This is a genomic window from Devosia sp. 1566 (genome assembly GCF_004005995.1).
In the GTDB taxonomy this organism is placed as follows: domain Bacteria; phylum Pseudomonadota; class Alphaproteobacteria; order Rhizobiales; family Devosiaceae; genus Devosia.
On record NZ_CP034767.1, the window covers coordinates 3,255,643 to 3,274,867 of the forward strand.

Consider the following 19,225-nt stretch of genomic DNA (forward strand, 5'->3'; position numbering starts at 1 on the left):
CCTCATTTGGATGCTTGATGCGCGTTGGGGTGCACGAGTGCACCGGGCTTTCTGGTCTGCTCGGATCGATAGCGGGCATCGATGGCGGCCAGTTCGCTCCAGCGCTCATCAACGGTTGGAATGGCGGCCATCAGTTCGCGGGTATAATCCTGCGTTGGATGGTCGAGGATGTCGGTGGGCACGCCACTTTCGACCACGCGCCCCCGGTTCATGATCGAGACCTGATCGGACAGGTAGTAGGCGGTGGACAGGTCATGGGTGATGTAGATGAACGACACACCCTGTTCTTCCACGATCTGGCGGAACAGGTTGACGATGCTCATGCGCAGTGAGGCGTCCACCATGGACACCGGCTCGTCGGCAACGATCAGCTTGGGTCGCGGAATAAGCGCGCGCGCGACGCTGATGCGCTGCAGCTCTCCGCCCGAGAACTGACGGATATACTTGCCCCGAATGCGCTCCAGAGAGAGACCCACCGAGCGAAGCGCCCGGTCGCAGATTTCGCTGGCATTCCCCCTTTCCCCGGCGATCTTGAGGTTGATGGCCGTGCGCCGCAGATAGTCCTCGACAGGCAGGTAAGCGCTGAAGGCCTCAAAGGGGTTCTGGAAGATCGGCTGCACCAGGCGGCGGAATTCCAGGTCGTCCACCCGGTCCTGGTGTCGGCCGGTCAGGGGGCGCCCCATGAGCCGGATACTGCCCGAACTCGGCTCGACCAGCCGCAGGACCATGCGCGCCAGCGTCGTCTTGCCCGATCCCGATTCTCCGACCACGGAGAAAACCTGGGGCGTCTCGGGCAAGCAAAACGAGACATTGTCCACCGCCGAAAAACGACTGCCCGAAAACAGGCCGCCCTTGCGATAGACGCGGCTCACGCCCTCCACTTCCAAGATAGGGACCCCGCTCATGCCAGGGCTCCCACGGGGTCGGCCGATCGCCTTCCATGCAGTCGCGGCAACGAGGCAATGAGGTTCTTGGTGTAGTCATGCTGGGGATTGGCAAAGACCTGGGCCGTCGGACCCTCTTCGACAATCTTGCCCTTGTACATGATCACCAATCGGTCGGTGATCTGGTAGTGCACGCCCATGTCATGGGACACGAGCACCAGCGTATTGCGCTGGCTGCGTTGGATTTCCACCATCATCAGCAGGATCTTTTTTTGCACCACCACGTCGAGAGCCGTGGTGGGCTCGTCGGCAAGGATCAGCTTGGGGTTCACAAAGGCGGCGATCGCCACCAGCACCCGCTGCCGCATGCCCCCGGACAACTGGTGCGGATAGGCATCGAGCACGCTTTCCTCAAGGCCGAACCCGCCGAGGAAATCAACGATCCGCTGGCGCAGTGCCACGCGGCTTCCGTGCCGCTCGCGCTGGGGCAAGCCATCGATGACCTGCTTTTCGACCTTCATCAGCGGGTTGAGAACGCTCATCGAGCCTTGGGGAATATAGGTGATCTGGTCCCACCAAAGCTTTGCGAAATCGCTCGATTGCGCCTCGACGAGTTGGCTTGTCCTTGGGTCGGTGAACTTGCCCGAAACGGTGCCGCTCTGAATCCGTAACCCGGTGGAAAAATCACCATACACTGCCCGCATCAGCGTCGACTTGCCCGACCCGGACTCCCCGGCAATACCCAGGATTTCATTGCTGTTGATGGCAAGGCTCACCCCATCCACCGCGGTTATGAACCCGGCCGTGCCATAGCCGACGGTTACATTGTCGATGCTGATCATACGCTCATCCTCCGGGCAGATGATCTCATCGACAGGCCCGAGGACACGAGGAACAAACCGATGAACAGCAGGACGATGGACACCACCGGAGAGCCGACCCAGACATACTTGCCCGCCAGCAGCGCCTGGTAGTTGATGGCCCAGTAGATCATCGTTCCGAGCGTCGCCTGCTGCGCGCTCGACAGTCCGATCACGGCCACGGCGCTTTCCGTCGAAATGCCGACAAGGACGGTGTTGATGAAGTTGGCCGCCGACCAGCCCGCGATATAGGGGAAGATGTGGCGCATCAGGATGCGAACACTTGATTCCCCGCTGAACCAGGCGACGTTGACGAACTCACGTTCGCGCATGGTCAGGGCCACGGCCCGGACCTGGCGCGCCGGATAGGGCCAGTTGAACAAGATCAGGATGAAGCCGATGATGGGCAGCGCCAGTTGGCCGCCGAACAACGCGGCCATCAGGATGAGGATGGGCAGGGTCGGGATGCACAGCAGCGCATCCATGAAGAACGACAACACCCGGTCGAGCCACCCGCCGGCATAGCCTGCAGCAAGGCCCAGAAACACGCCGATCAGCGTGGAGAATGCCGCAACAACAAGCCCCAGGATCAGGGAATTGCGCAAGGCATAGGTCAGGAGCCAGAACACGTCCTGCCCGAGGCTGGTCGTACCCAGCCAATGGGCGGCGCTGGGGTTCTGGTTTCGTGGCGCCGTATACCAGACCAGCGGGTCGGTCGGCGCGAACCAGGGCAGGATGCCGCCCAGCACTACGAACACCACGACAAGGAAGATGCCGAGATAAAGTCGAAACGGCGCATGGGTAAAAAAGCTGCGCATGGGTCTATCTGTGCCGAATTCGAGGGTCGATCAGCGGGTAGAGCAGGTCGATCACCATCGTGGCTGTCGCCACCGCAATGATGGAAAGACTGATCGTGCCCATGAGAAGGTTGAAGTCGCCCTGCAAGACGGCCGAGTAAATCAGCAGGCCCAGGCCCGGATAATCGAACAGGATCTCGGTGATGAGCGAGCCGTTGAACATCAGCCCGATCTGGAGGGCCAGAAAGGTGATCTGCGGCAATATTGCGTTGGGCAGCACGTAGCGACTCAGGATTCGGGCATCGCTGAGCCCCTTGAGGCGAGCGTAGCGGACAAACTCTTCCTCTCGCAGCGCCGTGGTCTGCGCCTTGACGCTGATCACCCACCAGCCGAACACCACGATCACGATGGACATGGCCGGCAGGAACGAATTCCAGACGATGCTAGCGATCAGGTCCCAGCTCCAGGGCGCACCCCGGATCGTGGTCGTCAGCGGGAAGATCTTCCACACATAAGAGAACAGGATTGAGAGCACGAGTGCCAGGATGTAATAGGGGATCGGGTAGAGGCAGATCGCAATCCCTTCCATCACCCGGGAGCTGTTGCTGGTTGGCCGCCAGCCCGAGAGCAGGCCGACGAAATTGCCGAGGATCCAGGCAATCAGCGTTGAGGTCAGCAACAGCCCGAAAGTCCAGGGCAAGGCGTTCCAGATCAGCTCCATCACCGGCGTCGGATACATCGAGAGCGAAGGGCCGAAATCGGCGGTGATGACGATGCGCTTGATGAACGCCCAATATTGCTCGAGCAGGGTCCCGTTGAGCCCGAACGTGTCCGAGAGCGACTGGCGCAGCATGTCTACCTGTGCCGCGTCCATATAGGCGCCCTGGGAAGCAACCTTAGCCAGCATGGCCTCCACCGGGTCGGTCGGTCCAAGCCGAGGCACAAAGAACAGCACGGTGAGCGCGAAGATGATCACCAGTGCGTACACCACGAGCCGTCCGGCGATGTAGCGAAGCAGGTTCATGGGTCAGATGACTTCAAGGTAATCGGCGGGCGCGAGTTCCGGGAACGGCGCCGTCGGCAGGGTCTGATACCAGAAGGCCACCGAGGCGATATCGTCTTGCAAGGGCAGGTAGCGCCGGTTCTTCTTCTCCGTCCGCCAGCCCAGCGCTTGAATGGTTACCCGCAAGTCCTGGTCGAACCGGATGGGATCGGGGATGTGCCAGCGATACATGCCGAAGCGTAACTGGCTTTGGTAAACCCCGTCGGGCCGCAGCACCTGCGGCAGCCCCGCATAGGGCGTGGTGAACTCGCGATAGGCGCTTTCCATGGTGTCATCCACCACACCGCCATCGAAGTTGTAGGCGCCGCAGAAATAATCCTCAGTGCCTGTGCCGCAGATGGTCGGAAACTCCTGGTCACCGTCCATGAAGAACTTGATCTCGCCCTCGCCCCACCAACCTGAATTGTTGGTGCCCCAGGCCATATAGGTACCGACATAGTGCCCCCTGCCCTGCACGCCATCGAGGATCGTGTAGTCCTGCATGAACGGCAGCGGGTTGGTGCGGCGGAACTGAGCATGGAAATAGGCAGCGTCTGGCGGCACCTCGGTCAGGGCATAGTTGATCTGATAATAGATGATGCCGTGCTCTGCAGGATCGCGGTTCTCGATAGTGATCCGGGCGCGCTGGCGGAACGGCATCTGCCAATAGCAATTGAAGGCCCGGCCCGGATTGACGCAAACAGCCAGCGAGGTCACCTGCGCAAATCGGTTCCAACCCGAGCAGAAGAAGTCCCCGATCGGCGACTCCACTGAGGGATGCTCTTGGTCGTCCCAGTAGATCCGCAGGATCAGGTCCCGCCAGCGCAGATGGGCCGTGGTCAGCCAGATCTGCTGGATGGCACCCGGGCCTTCGATGTCGGCGAGCACGCGGGTTTCACCCGGCTCGATGCGGATCGACGGCGAAACCTTCCAGCCCTGCCCCAGGCCGCGCGCGCAAACGGCACCCGTACCTTCGGTTGCCATCCCGCCCTTACCCTTGTCCCCGCTGAAGTTCTCCGGCGAGATCGAGCGGGTTTTGGCATCGGACAGCCGATACAAATTGCCGATATTAAGGTCCAGGCCGGAAAAAGGTGAGTTCATTGTTCTTGCCGGGGTAAAAAGGCCAAAATGGGGGCGAGCATCGTCCCGCAGGCGGACGGCGCATGAGCCCGGATCGAAGCTAAACGGCACGCACATTCTCGCCCCGCCGGGTTGGCCGGGCGGCTCAGCGTGTGCATGCAGGCGCGCCTAGGCGCTTTCTAATTGGCGCATTCATGATTCTCCTCGCTAGCTGGGCACCGAACTGGCGTCGCTTTTGCCCTTTGCCGCCGGAGTTCTGGGCTCCGACACTCAGACCGTAGCATCAAAAAATCGTTTTGCAAATGCATTCACGGACCGATTTGCCAACGACGCTGCCGGGTGCTAGCGAATGGCTCCATGACAACCATTTCCAAGGTAGCCGAACGAGCGGGCGTGTCTCGCACTACGGTTTCGCATGTGCTTAATCATGCGGACCGCGTGTCCCCGCATCTTCGCGAACGGGTGATGCAGGCGGTGGCCGAACTCAATTACCTCCCCAACCCGCAGGCACAAAGCCTGCGCACCGGCCGCACCAATATGGTGGCCATGGTGATCCCCGACATTCGCAACTCGTTTTATCCCGAACTGGTCAAGTCGGTGCAGACCGATCTGGAAGCGGTTGGTCTGGACACCTTGATCTTCAACACCGACGTACCGGGTGGCCACAGCCAGGAACACGTCTACGAATATCTCCGGCAGATCCGCAGCAAGCGGGTCGACGGGCTGATCATCGGTGATTTTGCGCTGCACGGCATGCACGACGCCTTGCTCAGCATCGACATTCCCACGGTGTTCATCGGCAAGCTGCCCAATCGGGCGGTCGACAGCGTGCGCGTCGATGATGAAGGAGCCTGCTACGAAATGGGATGCTATCTCGCAAAGCGGGGGCACCGCAAAGTTGCGCAGATTACCGGACCCAGTTTCTTCGCTGAAGCCATGGATCGCGCACGTGGCTTGCGAAAGGGCCTTATCGACAACGGCGTTTCGCCCCAAGATGTTTGGGAATGGGAAGGCACCTTCCTTTCGCCATCCGGCACAGAAGGTGTCGACTGGCTGCTTAGGAAACACAAGCAAGACATGCCCACTGCTCTATTCTTCGGCAACCACCTAATGGCGCTCGGCGGCATTGCTCGCCTTTTCGACCAGGGGGTACGCATCCCGCAAGATCTTTCAGTTGCCGTTTACGGCGATCAACCCCAGATGAATTATATCCGGCCGCGACTTACGCGGGCGGGCGTGCAGCCCGCAGAACAGGCGCATGTCGCTACAAGGATGCTGCTCGAACGTCTTGACGGTTCTTACGTCGGCCCGGCCCGAAGCGAAGTTCTCATGGGCGGCCTCTATCCAATGGACAGCGCCTGATAACGACACCCAACTTCCACAATAAGGTCGTGAGCGGCCGATCAGCTATGCTTAGCGACATCTTGGAGCTTCAGCTGGCTTCCATGAATACGGATACGAGGTACAGCGCGGCAACGGATAATACGGCCGTCGCCAGGATTTCAGGTCCAGGACTCGCCGATATGGCCAGTATGAGCTCATCCGCGTTTCACCGCGGCTTCAAAGCAAGCACGGGCTTGTCGCCGCCGCAGTATCGAAAGCACCTCAGCGTCGGCTCGCCTTGGCGAGGGAGCCGCTTGGGAATGGCGGCTGCGCATCGTATTCCATAGACAACTGAATGAGCTGGGCGCGTTCGTCGCCGAATATTCTGGCCACCAGTGCGAGTGCGAAGTCGATCCCCGAAGTCACCCCTGCCCCGGTTACACGATTGCGATCGATAACTACGCGCTCCTGCACCGGCACTGATCCCATCCATGCAAGCTGAGATAACTACATCCAGTGGCAAGTCGCCTGATAACCCTGCAGCAACCCGGCGGCCGCAAGAACGAGGGACCCTGTGCATACCGACGTCACGAACTTGGCCTGTTTTGCCTTTGACGAAGGAAGGTCAGCGACTCAGCGTCGTCCATCAAAGCCAGTTGCCCTGGCCCGCCCGGCACAAACAGAATGTCAGTAGGCGGTGCATCGTGGAAGGCGTGAGTGGCAAAGAGGCGAAGGCCGGAGGCGTCCACAATCGCCATGCGTTCCTTCCAAACCAAGTCGATTGAAAGACCAGGTACGCGAGCGAAGACTTCAAATGGGCGGGTTAGGTCAAGCTGCGTCAGGCGTGGGTAGAGGAGCATGGTCACGTGGATGAGCATCACCATTCAAGTCGTGGAATTGCCCAAGCGAGCGGCACCGCAAGGTTGCGCTTCCCCATGGTGCCCCATCTCGTTCGCCAGTTACGCAACGAACGCAGTATTCCAGAGCCTGTACGAACCGCAAGCTCGGCGGTTCCCGTCTGGGCTTATACATTTCAGGCGAAAGCGGTGGCTCCCTCGGTTGCGCACCACGTCCTAGCCGCCAATCCGCAATGCGCTTGTCAAAAGCAGACATCGTGATGGTGACGGTCGCGCGTTGTGGTCAGCAGCAGCCAGACTGATCGTGAAACCAGTGCTCGACTTCAGCTCCGATGGTAGGCCAAGCCGATCGGAGGCCATCAAATCGTTGCGTTTCGCTGCGGTAGCGGGCACGGAGTTCGTTATGCACGGCATCGAGGTCGACACCGATATTTCGGCCGGCCTTGACGATGGTACGGCCGGCGACAATCACTTCCATAATGTGATTTGCGTCAGCCCTCGCGAACAGCAGGTCGATGGGGTCAACATCCATGATGCGGTCGCGGTCGAGCTGGTCGTAGTCGATGACAACAAGGTCAGCAGCAGCGCCGAGGGTGATCCGGCCCGTCCCAGGCGCACCCGTGGCATCTCGACCATGGGCGATGCTTTGCGCCAGAAATGCGGGGCGATGCCATGTCTGCTTGAAGCCAGTCCCGCCATGCAGTGCATTGGCAAGCCGGGTCTCGCGAACTATGTCGTCATCTTCGTCGAACGCCAAGCCATCCATGCCGACAGCTATCCGGCAGCCACGGGCATAGGCATCCGCAATTGGGCCGATGCCGGAGCGCAGATGCATGTTGGAGCTTGAATTGGTGACAATGGTCGCTCGGGCTTCGGCAATCAGGTCAAGTTCGTCCGGTCGGGCATGAATGCAATGGGCGAGCGCCAGCCGGGGAGAGAGGAGGCCGATCTCCTTTAGGTAGGTCACGATGCCCCGCGGAAAATTGCGGTCCGCCCATTCGCGCTGATAGACGGTCTCCAGAAGATGCATATGGACGCGGCGGCCCGTTTCGGCGGATCGCGCGGCAATCGCTTCGAGCAGGCCGGGCGAACACCACTGAACTGCTGCGGGGCCGAATTGCACGTCCACCATCGGCCCTTCGATGGCTTGGGCGATTGCCTCGGTGGTTTCGATCATGGCCGTGATCGATCCTGACGGCTGGCAATAGGTTTGCCTGACCAACGCTGCGGTCTCAGGGGATAGGCGGGCGAGAATATCGGCGTCATCGCCATAAACCAGCGGATTTCGGTCGCGCAGGGCGGGGGCGTAGGCGATGCGCACACCGATATCGGCAGCGGCGCGCGCGACTTCGCGTGCTTCATCCACGGGGGATAATCGTCCGCAAGGCCGCGTATAATGGACCATGACCGAAGCGCAGCCAGATCGGGCGGCCCGCGCTAAGGGCGCAAGGGCCGCCAGATAGGCGTCGGGCGGCGTGGCGAGCATGGATCGAGGCAGCCACGTCTCAAGCGGCATGAAGGCGGCACCAAAGGACGACATGGCCAAAGGCCGGGCGTGGTCGTGTCCATTGGCAAAGGCGGGCAGTACCAGCGTGCGGCCAGCGTCGGCCCGAGACGCCTGGCCTGGTAGTAGTCCCGAGATGATCTCTCCATGCAATTCTATCGCAACATCGCTGTCGATCCCTTTGGCCGGATCGATAAAGGCGTAAGTGGCGTGAATCAGTGGCATGGCGGTCGCCCCGGATGCATCGGCGTCGATTGTCCCCGGAACCAACGATGGCTCCGGGGAAAGCGCACTTCACTGTGCTACATAGACGAGTTCGCGATCTTCGCGCGGAGGGAGGAACTCACGCGAAAAAATCTGGCTCGCCTCTGGTGTGTTGGCAAGGCCATAGCCTTCAACGACGATCTCGATCGAGCGCGCCAAACGTTCGTCATCGACGTCGCCGAGACCGATTTCCGCAGCTTCCTCGGAAGCCATGAGCTTTGCATAGGCAAAGTTCAGCCGCATACGCTCCACCTCTTCATTGACGAGGTTGTCGTAGTTCATGACGGCCTGCATGGCCGTGTCCTGATCCACGCCGATCTCGATGGATGCCCGGTTCACCGCGCGCACCAGACCGGCGATCGCTTCGGGGTTTTCCTTGATAAGCTGCTGGGAAACCATCATGCCATTGGAATAAAGATCCATCCCGTAGTCACCGAACTGCCAGAAGTCGAAATCCTTTTCAGGGTCCTGACGGTTGTTGATCAGGTTGAAGTAGCTGGTGATATTAAAGACCAGGGCGCCGTCAATCTCGCCGCGGATCAGCATGGGTTCCTGCAGGTTGGGCGCCATGTTCGAAACGGCGATGGCGTCGACATCGAGATCGTTGGTGCGGGCAAAAACCGGCAGGAGGCGGGTCGTTGGTGTGCCCTGCGCGCCGCCAAGGGTGCGACCTTCGAAGTCCTTGATTGAGGTGATGCCGCTGCTCTTTTTGGTGACAATGGCGAAAGGCGGCTGGTTCCACATCATGTAGACCATCACGGGAACTTCGTTCGGACGCTCCGCCGCGTTCTGGATGATGGCATTAATGTCACCAAAGCCGGCGTCGTAAGCACCACCCATGATGCGGGTCACCGTCGCGCCGGAGCCTTCACCCTTGTCGATTATGACATTAAGGCCTTCTTCCTCGAAGTACCCCTTGTCCTTGGCGACAAAGAAGGCGGCGTCCGAGCCCTGAGTGACCCAGCCGAGGGTAAAGCGGATATCGGTGAGCTCCTGCGCGAAGGCTGACGAGGTGGTCAGAGCGAGAAGGCCGAGGCCCGCAATCAGTAGACGTTTCATTCAAGTTCTCCATATGCGTGGGGCGATGTGAATGGATCAGGTCGGAATGTCCCGCTTGCGGGTCGCCCAGCCGGTGACCCGACCCTCGATCAGCGAGAAGATGGCGTAGAGCGCGACCCCGAGCGCCGCGAGAATGAACAGCCCGGAAAAGACGAGGGGCACGTCGAAATTTGATGAGGCTGTCATCATGACATTGCCGATGCCGCGGTTGGAGGCGACGGTTTCGGACAGCACGGTGCCAACGAACGCGTAGGTGACGGCCACCTTCAGCGACGCGAAAAAGAACGGCATGGTACGGGGCAGCCCGACATTCCAGAGAATGTCGAGCTTGCTGGCGCCAAGGGCCTTGAGCACGTCTTCCTGTTCCGGCTCGGTCGTCGCCAGGCCAGTCGCGATGTTGACGACAATAGGGAAGAAACAGATCACGATGGCGGTGAGGATTGCCGGCACGGTGCCGGAGCCAAACCAGAGAACGAAAATCGGCACCACGGCGACTTTGGGGATCGATGAAAAGCCGATAAGCAGCGGATAGGCCGTGTCATAGGCGGTGCGCGAAACCCCGACCGCCGCGCCGATCAGAACGCCGATCGCGACCCCCAGTCCGAAGCCGATCAAGGTTGTGACCAGCGTCTGCACTATGTGCGGCCACAGCACATTCATGCGTGAGAACAAGGTGGCAAATACCTGCGAGGGTCGTGGCAGGATGAGGTCTGAAATGCCGAGCGCAAGGCAGAGCACTTCCCAAAGCACGAAGAACCCGACGATAACGGCGGCCGCGGCCAGCCGGCGGCGAAGAGTGTAGCTCATATGCGGGACTCCTCGCTGGGGCGGGCACCGCCGCGCGCGTCGACGATGAGGCCGCGCAAGCGTTGGTTGAGATCTACAAAGCCTGACTCAAATGTCATCTCGATCGTGCGGGGCCGAGGGAAGGTGACAGCACTGTTGTCTAGAATGCGGCCTGGACGAGCACTCATGACGCAGATGCGCTCGGCAAGAAAACCGGCTTCCTTGAGGTCATGTGTAACCAGAAGCACCGTGGGGCGCAGTTTGATCCAAAGAGCCTGCAAGGTCCCCCAGAGTTCCTCCCGGGTGAACTGATCCAGGGCCCCGAAGGGTTCATCGAGCAGAAGCAGGCGCGGCTCGTGAACCAGCGCGCGGCACAGATTGGCCCGCTGCAGCATGCCTCCAGACAACTGCCAGGGAAAATGATTGGCGAAGCCCTTCAGCCCCACGTCATCAAGAAGCGCATGGACGCGATCACGATACTCCGTTCTCTTTTTGGCGTGAAACTCGTGCCGGAACGGCCGCACGATCTTGAGCGGCATCATCACGTTCTTTTCGATGCTCAGCCATGGCAGCATGGTCGGGTTTTGAAAGGCCATGCCAATTCGCAACGCCTTTGCGGCCACTTCGCGCCCGCCCACGATCACGGCGCCAGTGGTCGGATTGATCAGGCCAGCGGCAAGCTTGAGGATTGTCGACTTGCCACATCCGGACGGGCCTACGAGGGCGAGGAATTCGCCATCAGCAATCTTGAGCGAGGTTTCCGACAGGGCCGGAACCTGGTTGTTGCCCCGGCCAAAGGTCACCGTAGCCTGTGACAGTTCGACGGCGGGGATCACGCGCGATGTGGAAGCCGCCTCAGCGCTTGCCACCGGGGAAAGAGGAGATGTGGGTTGCATACTGATCATAACTAGAACTGTATGCAATCTCAGTGCCAGTTTGCTGAGCTGCCGAAAATCGCGGAAGTTTCGGCTTTAACACCGCTTTCTGCAGACCTGAGCCTGATCAGTTATGCAACGCAGAGAAGATTCTGCACATCGTTTAGGCATAGGGTGGATTCAGAATGGGCGGCGGCAAGTCATCTGGTGGCGTTCCGACATTGCCTGCCGGTGCATCCGCCGCTATCACCGGCACACCACAAGGGCGGGAAGATTGTCCAGGAGCACCATGCCAAGCAATGCGGACAGCGATAGCTCCAAGGGTGAAGACAAGGCCGGGGCCATCTGCCGAGCCATACGCCGTGCCATTGTCGAGCGCGCATTGTGCCCGGGTGATCGGCTGCCCGAGGATGCGCTGGGCGAGCGCTTTGGCGTCAGCCGGACCATTGCGCGTCATGCGCTCGGCCAACTGGGCGCGGAAGGCCTGGTCGATCTGCGTCGCAACCGGATCGCCGTGGTCGCGACACCTTCAATGGAAGAAGCCCGTGACACATTCGAGGTCCGGATCGAGCTGGAGCGGCTAGTGGTTAAGGCGCTTGCCGGCCGGCTCCACAAGAACCAGGTCGCCCAGCTGCGCGATCACGTCAAAGCAGAGCAGGCAGCGAGTGGCGGCAGCCAAGCGGCTTCGATCCGCCTGGCGACCGAATTCCACGTCTTGCTGGCGGAGATGACTGGCAACTCCATCCTCACCCGCTATGTGAACGAAGTTTCATACCGCTGCGCCTTGACGCTGTCAGCCTTTAGCCGTCCTCATTCGGCCGACTGCGCTGTTAATGAGCACAGTCAAATCATAGACGCACTCGTTGCCGGGACCACCGACAACGCCATGAAACTGATGAGTAGTCATCTTGAGGAAGTCGCCGAACGCGCGCTTTTGGTAGCGCCGGAGGCGCGTGCCCGCGATCTCATGGATATCCTTGCGCCTTATGCCGAACAGGTGGCGCGGCCGCCCGGGCGCCGGCCGGCAAGCAAGCGCTGACCCGCACTATCTAGCTGATTAGCGCCGTGAAATCGATGGATTGAGAATCCACTCGGCACTGTCGTTCCAGACATCCATCTTGACGATTTTGCCTTCCCGCACGACGAAGCGATCGACATAGCGATTATCCTTGAACGGCGTGCCATCAGGCCATTCACCATAAAGCGTTCCGATACTGTAGACGACTGTCTCGTCAGTTGAGCGAGCGACATCGAAGCGCTCCATGCTCTTTTTCACCCATTTGTATCGCGCAGCATTGAAGCCCGTCGGGCCCCGCGGGTGATCGTAGTCTCGGCCGCCCGTAAAGGTGACGACGAAATCGGGCCCCACGAATTCGGCTGCCGCATCGGGGTCTGGGATCATGGAGGCATCTAGATATTGCCGCACGATCTCGGCGTCCTGGTCAACTAGACGAGCCAGGATGTCCTGTGAGGATAGGGTTGCAGCCATCGATCTGTCCTTCCATAGAGCAGTGGCCTTGGCGCACTGGACCTTGCCAAAGTGAATGCAATAATGCTTCAGAAGTGTATGCGACTGACGCGCCGCTGCAAGGGAGTTCTTGCCTATGATCGATCTGATTTTCCGCAAAGCATGTCTGCGCGGTCGCAAGGGCGTCTGGGACATGGCGATCGGAGGCGGGCGCATCAAGGCCATCGAGCGCGAGATCACTGCCGATGCGCCTGTCGACGATGTGGAAGGCTGCATTGTCCTCCCTGGCTTTTGCGACACCCATGTTCATCTCGACAAGGCGTGCCTGCTGGATCGGTGCGGGCATGATCATGCAACGCTGGGCGAAGCCATCGCCGCTGTTTCAGCGCTCAAACATGGCATGAGCGTCGAGGACGTTTACGACAGGGGCGCCCGATGCCTCGAGCGGGCTATTGTCCAGGGCACGAGCTATATGCGCACGCATGTGGAGATCGACCCCAAGATCGGTCTACGTTCGTATGAAGCTATCCGGCAGCTCAAGCGCGACTATGCCTGGGCGATCGATCTTTCAATCTGCGTGTTTCCCCAGGAAGGGCTGTTCAATAATCTCGGGACGGAGGCGTTGCTGGTCGAGGCGCTGGAAAATGGCGCGGATTTGGTCGGAGGCTGCCCCTATACCGACACGGAGCCGGAAGCTCATATAGGCCGCGTCTTCGACCTCGCCGAGCGCTTCGAGGTCGATATCGATTTTCATCTCGATTTCGACCTGGACCCGAGCTGGACGCACCTCGACACGGTCCTGCACGAAACCGAAAAGCGGCGGCTCGGGGGAAGAGTTGCTGTCGGCCATGCCACCAAGCTGTCGGCGCTCACGCCCGAAGCCCTCGCCGCAGTCACGACGAGGCTGGTCTCTGCCGGAGTCGCCGTAACCTCGCTGCCTGCCACCGACCTCTTCCTAACCGGACGAGATCGCACTCAAGACGTGCCTCGCGGCGTTGCGCCGGTTCATCGATTGGCAAGCGCGGGGGTGTGCTGCTCGATCGCGACCAACAATGTGCTCAATCCCTTCACGCCCTTTGGCGATTTCTCACTGCTGCGCATGGCCAATCTCTACGCCAATGTGTGTCATGCCGGTCCGCTCGACTTTGACACCGTGCTTGACCTGGTGACCGAAAGTCCTGCCCGGCTTCTCAGGCTGGAGGGGTACGGGGTTGAAGTGGGTGCATTCGCCGATCTGGTGGTGCTCGATGCCCCCGATGAGGTGGAAGCCTTGGGCGCCATCGCGCCACCGCTGTTTGCACTCAAGCGGGGTCGCAAAACCTTTGCACGCCAGCGCCCGGTTTTGCTCCCGCCTCAAACTGCTTCCAACGCATGAGATCAAGCCATGCCGACATGGGCTGAATCCTTCATCTTTGCCGTTGCCGGCCCGGCGGCGGCCATCCCCATGTTCTGGAGTTTTCCGTAATGCCCGGCATGATTGTCAGCCCCCATCCCGTCGCGACCAAGGCGGGCGAAAATGTTCTGGCCGAAGGCGGCAACGCTATTGAGGCCGCCATCGCCGTTAATGCAGTGCTAGCGGTGGTCTATCCGCATTTTTGCGGCATTGGCGGGGACGCGGTCTGGCTGGTATCCGATGGTCAGGGAACCGAAACATCCTTACTGGGGATCGGGCAGGCGATAAAGTATGGGAAGGTGACGGCTCCCATGCCCGTCAGGGGCCCCGGCTCGGTGCTGACCACCGCTGCGGTGGTCGACAGCTGGGCCCATGCACTGGCGCACTGGCCCGCCCGGCACTCCCTAGGCGACCTCATCGCCCCGGCCATTAAGATCGCCGCAGACGGGTTCGCGGTTTCAGCGTCCCAAGCGTACTGGCTGGCACTACGTGCCAAGGAAACGGCGAGCTGGCCCGGGTTTGATGCGTTGTTCCGGCAAGAAGGCCGCTGTGTGCAAACCCAGCTCGCCCGCACGCTCGAGACGATAGCAAAGGACGGGGCACGTTGCTTTTATGAGGGAGAACTCGGTGACAGGATCGTCCGGGGCCTCAAGGCGGCGGGGGTCCCGATCGACCATGCCGATCTTGCCGCGACGCAGACGCGCAGCGCCGCCCCTGTTGCCATCGACTATCGGGGTTTGCAGCTTCTTGCGCCGCCAGCGCCCACACAGGGTCTGACGACACTGAGCATCATGGGCATTCTCTCCCATTTTGATTTCTCGTCCATTGCCGAGGACAGCGCCGAGCATGTTCACCTGGTGGTGGAGGCGGTCAAACATGCCTTTCTCGATCGCAACATGATCGCCGATCCAGATAGCTGCAATGTCGATTTCGGTGCCATGCTCGATCCGGCGCGACTTCGCGCGAAGGCGGCGTCGATCAGCGATCGGGCCATGGCCTGGCCCCAGGTCTTTGCCTCCGCCGATACGGTGTACTTCGCCGCCACTGACAAGGAGGGTCGCTGTGCCTCCGTGCTCCAGAGCATCTACTTTGATTGGGGAAGTGGGGTGGTTGCCGGTGATACCGGCATTCTCTGGCAGAACCGGGGGGCGGCGTTCGATCCCGATCCCAGCCACATCAACGGCTTTCGACCCGGTAAGCGACCCTTTTACACCCTCAATCCAGGCATGGCTTTGCGCAACGGCAAGCCAGGCTTGCTTTATGGGACCCAGGGGGCGGACGGGCAGCCGCAAACGCTCGCCATGCTGCTCACGCGCCTCATTGATTACGGCAGACGGCCAGCCGAAGCGTTGGCGGGCGGGAGGTTCTTGCTGGGACGGACATTTTCGGACAGCCGCGACACGCTTAAACTTGAAGGTCAGTTCCCACCATCAGTTCACCAAGAACTCGCAAGGCGCGGCCATGAAGTGGCGCCGATCCCCGCGCTGAGCCCACTAGCAGGACAGGCCGGCGCGATTGCCATCGACATCGATGGCTCGCTCGATGGAGGTCACGATCCCAGGGGGTGAGAGGTTTGGAGAGCTAGAAGATGCCGACGGCCAGTTGTGCCCAGATGGCAAGAAGAGCAATGAGCGCTAAGCTTGTGCCCATTAATCGTGCGCGGACAGTTTGAACCGCTCTGAAAAGAACTTCGATTGCAGCCCAAGCTGCCGCCAATAGGCCCGCTGCTGCAAAGAAATCCTCGGCGCCCCAGTTCACTTCGCCAGACACTTGCGTGGCTACGGCCGGGAGCAAGAGCACCGCGAATGCAGTGCACGCAAATGCCACCCGCCACTTCCAGGTGACACCAGTCCGATGGGATAAGCGATCCATTGCGAGCCTCCATGAGCAGGCATCTGACATGGACTTCAGGCAAGCTATGGTAGCAAGCTAAGCGGACCGGTAGCAATCAGGAATCGAAGATGGCCTGGACGACCGAATGAGGGGCATTCAAGCCCGGGGCGGACTGCCCTTCGATAGGCTCGGCGGGTAGAGGCCACAATGAAAAAGCGGGACATGCAAGCACGTCCCGCCGAGCGCTCTCTCAGAAGCGATCGTCGCGCATCTCGTACCACATGGCATTGAGGATGGCGAAAGAGCAGGCGAGCCCTACCCCGAGGATCCAGGCGAAGTACCACATTGAACTGAACTCCTAGTAAGCGTTGGGATTGCGGCCAAGGCTGGTGGTGGTGACGGGCCCGCGCATGACGCTGAAGACCCAGCTGGTGTAGCCAAGGATGATGGGCAGGAAGATGATCGTCATCACCAGCATCAGGAACAAGGTGAGCTGGCTCGACGAGCTGTCCCAAACCGTAAGGCTCATCGAGGGATCGAGCGAAGACGGGAGCAGGAACGGGAACAGCGACAATCCGGCCGTGCTGATGATGCCGAAAATGGCAAGGCTTGAGCCGATAAAGGCGGCAAGCTTGCGCCGGGCGCCAAGGGCAAGAAACGCCGTGGCCGAACCCAGGATTGCCAAAAGCGGAGCGATCATCATCCAGGGATAGGCGCTGTAATTGGCCGCCCAGGCGCCACGCTCGACCACAACGGTCTTGCCCAGGGGATTGGAGGGGCCGGCCAGGTTCTGGATGCTCGTGACCCGATAGCCGTCGAGCAAGAACAGCGCCGCGATCCCGCCCACCACAAAGAGAATGATGGTGGCAAGGGCGGCCCAGCGGCCATAAAGGCGTGCCCGCTCGGCGGTGATGCCTTCGGTGCGCATGGCAATATAGCTCGCCCCCTGGGTGAGGAGCATGCAAAGGCTGACGATCCCCGCTAGGAGAGCAAACGGCGTCAGCAGGCCAAAGAAGTTGCCGGCATAGCTGATGCGCATATTGCCATCAAAACCGAAGGGAGCGCCGAGAAAGACGTTGCCCACGGCCACGCCAAACACCACCGCCGGCACGAAGCCACCGATGAAGAGCCCCCAGTCCCACGCCTTTTGCCAGCGCGGATCCTTGACCTTGCCGCGAAACTTGAAACCGACCGGACGCAGGATCAGCGCCAGGAGGATGGCGATCATCGCAATGTAAAAGCCGGAAAAGCTTACCGCATAAAGGGTGGGCCAGGCGGCAAAGATCGCGCCGCCCCCCAGAACCAGCCAGACCTGGTTGCCTTCCCAGGTGGGGCCAATGAGATTGATGAGGACGCGCCGCTCCTCATCGGTGCGCCCCACCGCGGGCAGCAGGGCACCCACGCCCAGATCCATGCCACCCATGATAGCGAAACCGATCAGCAGGGTGCCAAGCAAACCCCACCAGATGAGGCGCAGCACTTCGTAGTCGAGAGGAATAGCACTCATTTAAGCTGCGATCTCCGCATTGGGGCTGGGTGCAGGCGGCGTGCGCCGACCCGTGAAATCCTCTTCGGGAAGGCCAAGCCCGAGCTTGTCGGAAGGGCCCGCCTTGATTACCCGCACCATAAGCCAGGTCATGATGACGAAAAGGACGGTGTAGACGATCATGAAGAAGGTCAGCGAGATGGCCAGGTCCCACCAGTTGAGGCCCGAGGCCGCGTAGAAGGTGGGCAGCACGCCCTCCACCACCCAAGGCTGGCGGCCATATTCGGCAATGATCCAGCCGGCTTCGATGGCGATCCAGGGCAGCGGGATGGTCAGGACGGCCGCCCACAGCAGGACACGGTTGGTGTGGAGCCGGTGCTGGCTGGCCTTGAGGAACCATAGCGCGAAAAAGACGATGTAGAACATGCCCACAAAGACCATGACGCGGAAGCTCCAGAAGAGCGGCCAGACATCGGGCACGGTATCGAGGGCTGCCTGGGTGATTTCCTCGCCCGTGGCGTTCTGGACGTCGTCGCGATACCGCTTGAGCAGCAGTGCATAGCCGAGGTCGCGCTGGTGTTCTTCGAAAAGGGCACGGGCAGCACTGTCTTCGGGATTGGCCCGGATGCCCTCGAGCCCCTTATAGGCTTCAACGCCACTGGCGATGCGCACCGCCGCATGCTCAACCAGCTCGGTGATGCCAGGCAGGTCGCGATCGAGCGAGCGCGTCGCGATCAGGCCCAGCACCCAGGGCAGCTGGACAGTAAAGGCCGGGCGGTTGTCGGCTCCAGGAATGGCAAAGAGATTGAGCCCGGCAGGGGCCGGTTCGGTCTCATACATGAGCTCCATGGCAGCAATCTTCATCTGCTGGTGCTCGGTGGCGACGTAGCCCGACTCATCGCCCAGCACCACGACCGAGAGGGCCGAGGCCAGACCGAACGAGGCGGCAACCGTCATCGAACGCTTGGCCAGCTCCACATGGCGGCCCTGGAGGAGGAACAAGGCGCTTACGCCCAGAACGAACACCGAGCCGGTGACATAGCCGGCCGAAACCGTATGCACGAACTTGGCCTGCGCCACCGGATTGAAGATCACCTCGACGAAGTTGACCACTTCCATGCGCATGGTGTCGGGATTGAAGAGCGCCCCGACAGGGTTCTGCATCCAGCCATTGGCGATCAGGATCCAGAGCGCGGAGAAGTTCGCGCCCAGGGCCACGAGCCAGGTGACCACCAGATGGGTGACCGGCTTGAGACGATCCCAGCCGAAAAAGAACAGGCCGATAAAGGTTGCTTCGAGGAAGAAGGCCATCAGGCCCTCGATGGCGAGCGGGGCGCCGAACACGTCCCCCACATAATGGCTGTAGTAGCTCCAGTTCATACCGAACTGGAATTCCATCACGATGCCGGTCGCGACACCCATGGCGAAGTTGATGCCGAACAAGACGCCCCAGAACAATGTCATCTGCCGCCAGATCGGCCGGCGGGTCATGACATAGACGCTCTCCATGATCGCCATGAGGAACGACAGTCCCAGGGTCAGCGGCACGAAGATGAAGTGGTACATCGCTGTCGCCGCGAACTGCAGGCGCGACAGATCGACGACTGTCATATCAATCATGCGAAAAGCCCCTAATCAAACCGGCACCTGCCGGCATGAGCGCCTCGATAGGACCGGCGGGGCCAAAATACCTTGACCTAGATCAAGGCGGCCG

Annotated in this window: 20 protein-coding genes, 1 pseudogene and 1 riboswitch; of the genes and pseudogenes, 5 read left to right on the forward strand and 16 right to left on the reverse strand. The window is 60.6% G+C overall.

Annotated features, from left to right (window positions below; all coding sequences use genetic code 11):
• Positions 1–2: 2 nt before the first annotated feature.
• Genes ELX51_RS15600 through ELX51_RS15620 form a run of 5 tightly spaced genes read right to left on the reverse strand, consistent with a single transcriptional unit; the run spans position 3 to position 4,684 of the window.
• Positions 3–905, reverse strand: a complete 903-nt coding sequence (locus ELX51_RS15600; protein ID WP_127754385.1) for an ATP-binding cassette domain-containing protein — start codon at positions 903–905, stop codon at positions 3–5.
• Entirely contained in the window at positions 902–1,726 is an 825-nt protein-coding gene (locus ELX51_RS15605; protein ID WP_127754386.1) for an ABC transporter ATP-binding protein, read from the reverse strand. The genes ELX51_RS15600 and ELX51_RS15605 overlap by 4 nt, the downstream gene beginning before the upstream one ends.
• Entirely contained in the window at positions 1,723–2,562 is an 840-nt protein-coding gene (locus ELX51_RS15610; protein ID WP_127754387.1) for an ABC transporter permease, read from the reverse strand. The genes ELX51_RS15605 and ELX51_RS15610 overlap by 4 nt, the downstream gene beginning before the upstream one ends.
• Before the next feature lie 4 nt (positions 2,563–2,566).
• A complete protein-coding gene (locus tag ELX51_RS15615; protein ID WP_127754388.1) occupies positions 2,567–3,565 on the reverse strand; it encodes an ABC transporter permease in 999 nt (332 codons plus the stop codon).
• 3 nt (positions 3,566–3,568) lie between these two features.
• Complete coding sequence (locus ELX51_RS15620) at positions 3,569–4,684, reverse strand: glycoside hydrolase family 172 protein (RefSeq protein WP_127754389.1); 1,116 nt, start codon at positions 4,682–4,684, stop codon at positions 3,569–3,571.
• 336 nt (positions 4,685–5,020) lie between these two features.
• Between ELX51_RS15620 and ELX51_RS15625 the strand changes: the two genes are divergently transcribed.
• Positions 5,021–6,025, forward strand: a complete 1,005-nt coding sequence (locus ELX51_RS15625) for a LacI family DNA-binding transcriptional regulator (protein ID WP_127754390.1) — start codon at positions 5,021–5,023, stop codon at positions 6,023–6,025.
• A 170-nt stretch (positions 6,026–6,195) separates the two neighbouring features.
• Positions 6,196–6,333: a helix-turn-helix transcriptional regulator gene (locus ELX51_RS20355; protein WP_348983133.1), complete on the forward strand. Its 138-nt coding sequence runs from the start codon at positions 6,196–6,198 to the stop codon at positions 6,331–6,333.
• Here ELX51_RS20355 and ELX51_RS20490 read toward each other — a convergent pair.
• The 6 genes and pseudogenes from ELX51_RS20490 to ELX51_RS15655 form a co-directional block, all read right to left on the reverse strand.
• Positions 6,269–6,460, reverse strand: coding sequence for a hypothetical protein (locus ELX51_RS20490; RefSeq protein ID WP_206524645.1), 192 nt, complete (start codon positions 6,458–6,460; stop codon positions 6,269–6,271). The genes ELX51_RS20355 and ELX51_RS20490 overlap by 65 nt on opposite strands.
• Positions 6,445–6,870 (reverse strand): annotated as a pseudogene (locus tag ELX51_RS20175) (DJ-1/PfpI family protein). Before ELX51_RS20175 ends, ELX51_RS20490 begins: the two are co-directional and overlap by 16 nt.
• Before the next feature lie 8 nt (positions 6,871–6,878).
• Positions 6,879–6,959, reverse strand: a riboswitch (ZMP/ZTP riboswitch).
• 167 nt (positions 6,960–7,126) lie between these two features.
• The gene (locus ELX51_RS15640) at positions 7,127–8,572 is read right to left on the reverse strand and encodes an amidohydrolase family protein (protein ID WP_127754391.1); all 1,446 of its coding nucleotides are present in this window, start codon (positions 8,570–8,572) and stop codon (positions 7,127–7,129) included.
• A 69-nt stretch (positions 8,573–8,641) separates the two neighbouring features.
• The gene (locus tag ELX51_RS15645) at positions 8,642–9,670 is read right to left on the reverse strand and encodes an ABC transporter substrate-binding protein (protein WP_127754392.1); all 1,029 of its coding nucleotides are present in this window, start codon (positions 9,668–9,670) and stop codon (positions 8,642–8,644) included.
• A gap of 36 nt (positions 9,671–9,706) precedes the next feature.
• The gene (locus ELX51_RS15650) at positions 9,707–10,477 is read right to left on the reverse strand and encodes an ABC transporter permease (protein WP_127754393.1); all 771 of its coding nucleotides are present in this window, start codon (positions 10,475–10,477) and stop codon (positions 9,707–9,709) included.
• Positions 10,474–11,361, reverse strand: a complete 888-nt coding sequence (locus ELX51_RS15655) for an ABC transporter ATP-binding protein (RefSeq protein ID WP_248305145.1) — start codon at positions 11,359–11,361, stop codon at positions 10,474–10,476. The genes ELX51_RS15650 and ELX51_RS15655 overlap by 4 nt, the downstream gene beginning before the upstream one ends.
• Positions 11,362–11,620: 259 nt before the next feature.
• Between ELX51_RS15655 and ELX51_RS15660 the strand changes: the two genes are divergently transcribed.
• The gene (locus ELX51_RS15660; protein WP_127754394.1) at positions 11,621–12,370 is read left to right on the forward strand and encodes a GntR family transcriptional regulator; all 750 of its coding nucleotides are present in this window, start codon (positions 11,621–11,623) and stop codon (positions 12,368–12,370) included.
• Between the two features lie 18 nt (positions 12,371–12,388).
• Here the strand turns inward: ELX51_RS15660 and ELX51_RS15665 are convergent, their stop codons facing one another.
• On the reverse strand, positions 12,389–12,820 hold the full coding sequence (locus tag ELX51_RS15665) for a nuclear transport factor 2 family protein (protein ID WP_127754395.1): 432 nt from the start codon (positions 12,818–12,820) through the stop codon (positions 12,389–12,391).
• A 115-nt stretch (positions 12,821–12,935) separates the two neighbouring features.
• On the opposite strand from ELX51_RS15665, the gene ELX51_RS15670 reads away from it, so the two are divergent.
• Together ELX51_RS15670 and ELX51_RS15675 are read left to right on the forward strand one after the other, a co-directional pair.
• Positions 12,936–14,174 carry an amidohydrolase family protein gene (locus ELX51_RS15670; protein ID WP_127754396.1) on the forward strand — a complete coding sequence of 413 codons (1,239 nt, stop codon included), beginning with the start codon at positions 12,936–12,938 and terminating at the stop codon, positions 14,172–14,174.
• Between the two features lie 98 nt (positions 14,175–14,272).
• Positions 14,273–15,760: a gamma-glutamyltransferase gene (locus ELX51_RS15675; RefSeq protein ID WP_127755328.1), complete on the forward strand. Its 1,488-nt coding sequence runs from the start codon at positions 14,273–14,275 to the stop codon at positions 15,758–15,760.
• A gap of 13 nt (positions 15,761–15,773) precedes the next feature.
• On the opposite strand, the gene ELX51_RS15680 is transcribed toward ELX51_RS15675, so the two are convergent.
• The 4 genes from ELX51_RS15680 to ELX51_RS15695 form a co-directional block, all read right to left on the reverse strand.
• Positions 15,774–16,064, reverse strand: coding sequence for a hypothetical protein (locus tag ELX51_RS15680; RefSeq protein ID WP_127754397.1), 291 nt, complete (start codon positions 16,062–16,064; stop codon positions 15,774–15,776).
• A gap of 211 nt (positions 16,065–16,275) precedes the next feature.
• The gene (gene cydX / locus ELX51_RS15685; RefSeq protein WP_127754398.1) at positions 16,276–16,371 is read right to left on the reverse strand and encodes a cytochrome bd-I oxidase subunit CydX; all 96 of its coding nucleotides are present in this window, start codon (positions 16,369–16,371) and stop codon (positions 16,276–16,278) included.
• Between the two features lie 12 nt (positions 16,372–16,383).
• Positions 16,384–17,532, reverse strand: coding sequence for a cytochrome d ubiquinol oxidase subunit II (cydB, locus tag ELX51_RS15690; protein ID WP_127754399.1), 1,149 nt, complete (start codon positions 17,530–17,532; stop codon positions 16,384–16,386).
• On the reverse strand, positions 17,533–19,131 hold the full coding sequence (locus ELX51_RS15695) for a cytochrome ubiquinol oxidase subunit I (RefSeq protein WP_127754400.1): 1,599 nt from the start codon (positions 19,129–19,131) through the stop codon (positions 17,533–17,535).
• Positions 19,132–19,225: the final 94 nt, after the last annotated feature.

Bases quoted from the DNA above. Each gene is read 5' to 3' on its own strand.
- ELX51_RS15600 (WP_127754385.1), bottom strand. From the start codon at position 905: ATGAGCGGGGTCCCTATCTTGGAAGTGGAGGGCGTGAGCCGCGTCTAT.
- ELX51_RS15605 (WP_127754386.1), bottom strand. From the start codon at position 1,726: ATGATCAGCATCGACAATGTAACCGTCGGCTATGGCACGGCCGGGTTC.
- ELX51_RS15610 (WP_127754387.1), bottom strand. From the start codon at position 2,562: ATGCGCAGCTTTTTTACCCATGCGCCGTTTCGACTTTATCTCGGCATC.
- ELX51_RS15615 (WP_127754388.1), bottom strand. From the start codon at position 3,565: ATGAACCTGCTTCGCTACATCGCCGGACGGCTCGTGGTGTACGCACTG.
- ELX51_RS15620 (WP_127754389.1), bottom strand. From the start codon at position 4,684: ATGAACTCACCTTTTTCCGGCCTGGACCTTAATATCGGCAATTTGTAT.
- ELX51_RS15625 (WP_127754390.1), top strand. From the start codon at position 5,021: ATGACAACCATTTCCAAGGTAGCCGAACGAGCGGGCGTGTCTCGCACT.
- ELX51_RS20355 (WP_348983133.1), top strand. From the start codon at position 6,196: ATGAGCTCATCCGCGTTTCACCGCGGCTTCAAAGCAAGCACGGGCTTG.
- ELX51_RS15640 (WP_127754391.1), bottom strand. From the start codon at position 8,572: ATGCCACTGATTCACGCCACTTACGCCTTTATCGATCCGGCCAAAGGG.
- ELX51_RS15645 (WP_127754392.1), bottom strand. From the start codon at position 9,670: ATGAAACGTCTACTGATTGCGGGCCTCGGCCTTCTCGCTCTGACCACC.
- ELX51_RS15650 (WP_127754393.1), bottom strand. From the start codon at position 10,477: ATGAGCTACACTCTTCGCCGCCGGCTGGCCGCGGCCGCCGTTATCGTC.
- ELX51_RS15655 (WP_248305145.1), bottom strand. From the start codon at position 11,361: ATGATCAGTATGCAACCCACATCTCCTCTTTCCCCGGTGGCAAGCGCT.
- ELX51_RS15660 (WP_127754394.1), top strand. From the start codon at position 11,621: ATGCCAAGCAATGCGGACAGCGATAGCTCCAAGGGTGAAGACAAGGCC.
- ELX51_RS15665 (WP_127754395.1), bottom strand. From the start codon at position 12,820: ATGGCTGCAACCCTATCCTCACAGGACATCCTGGCTCGTCTAGTTGAC.
- ELX51_RS15670 (WP_127754396.1), top strand. From the start codon at position 12,936: ATGATCGATCTGATTTTCCGCAAAGCATGTCTGCGCGGTCGCAAGGGC.
- ELX51_RS15675 (WP_127755328.1), top strand. From the start codon at position 14,273: ATGATTGTCAGCCCCCATCCCGTCGCGACCAAGGCGGGCGAAAATGTT.
- ELX51_RS15680 (WP_127754397.1), bottom strand. From the start codon at position 16,064: ATGGATCGCTTATCCCATCGGACTGGTGTCACCTGGAAGTGGCGGGTG.
- cydX (WP_127754398.1), bottom strand. From the start codon at position 16,371: ATGTGGTACTTCGCCTGGATCCTCGGGGTAGGGCTCGCCTGCTCTTTC.
- cydB (WP_127754399.1), bottom strand. From the start codon at position 17,532: ATGAGTGCTATTCCTCTCGACTACGAAGTGCTGCGCCTCATCTGGTGG.
- ELX51_RS15695 (WP_127754400.1), bottom strand. From the start codon at position 19,131: ATGATTGATATGACAGTCGTCGATCTGTCGCGCCTGCAGTTCGCGGCG.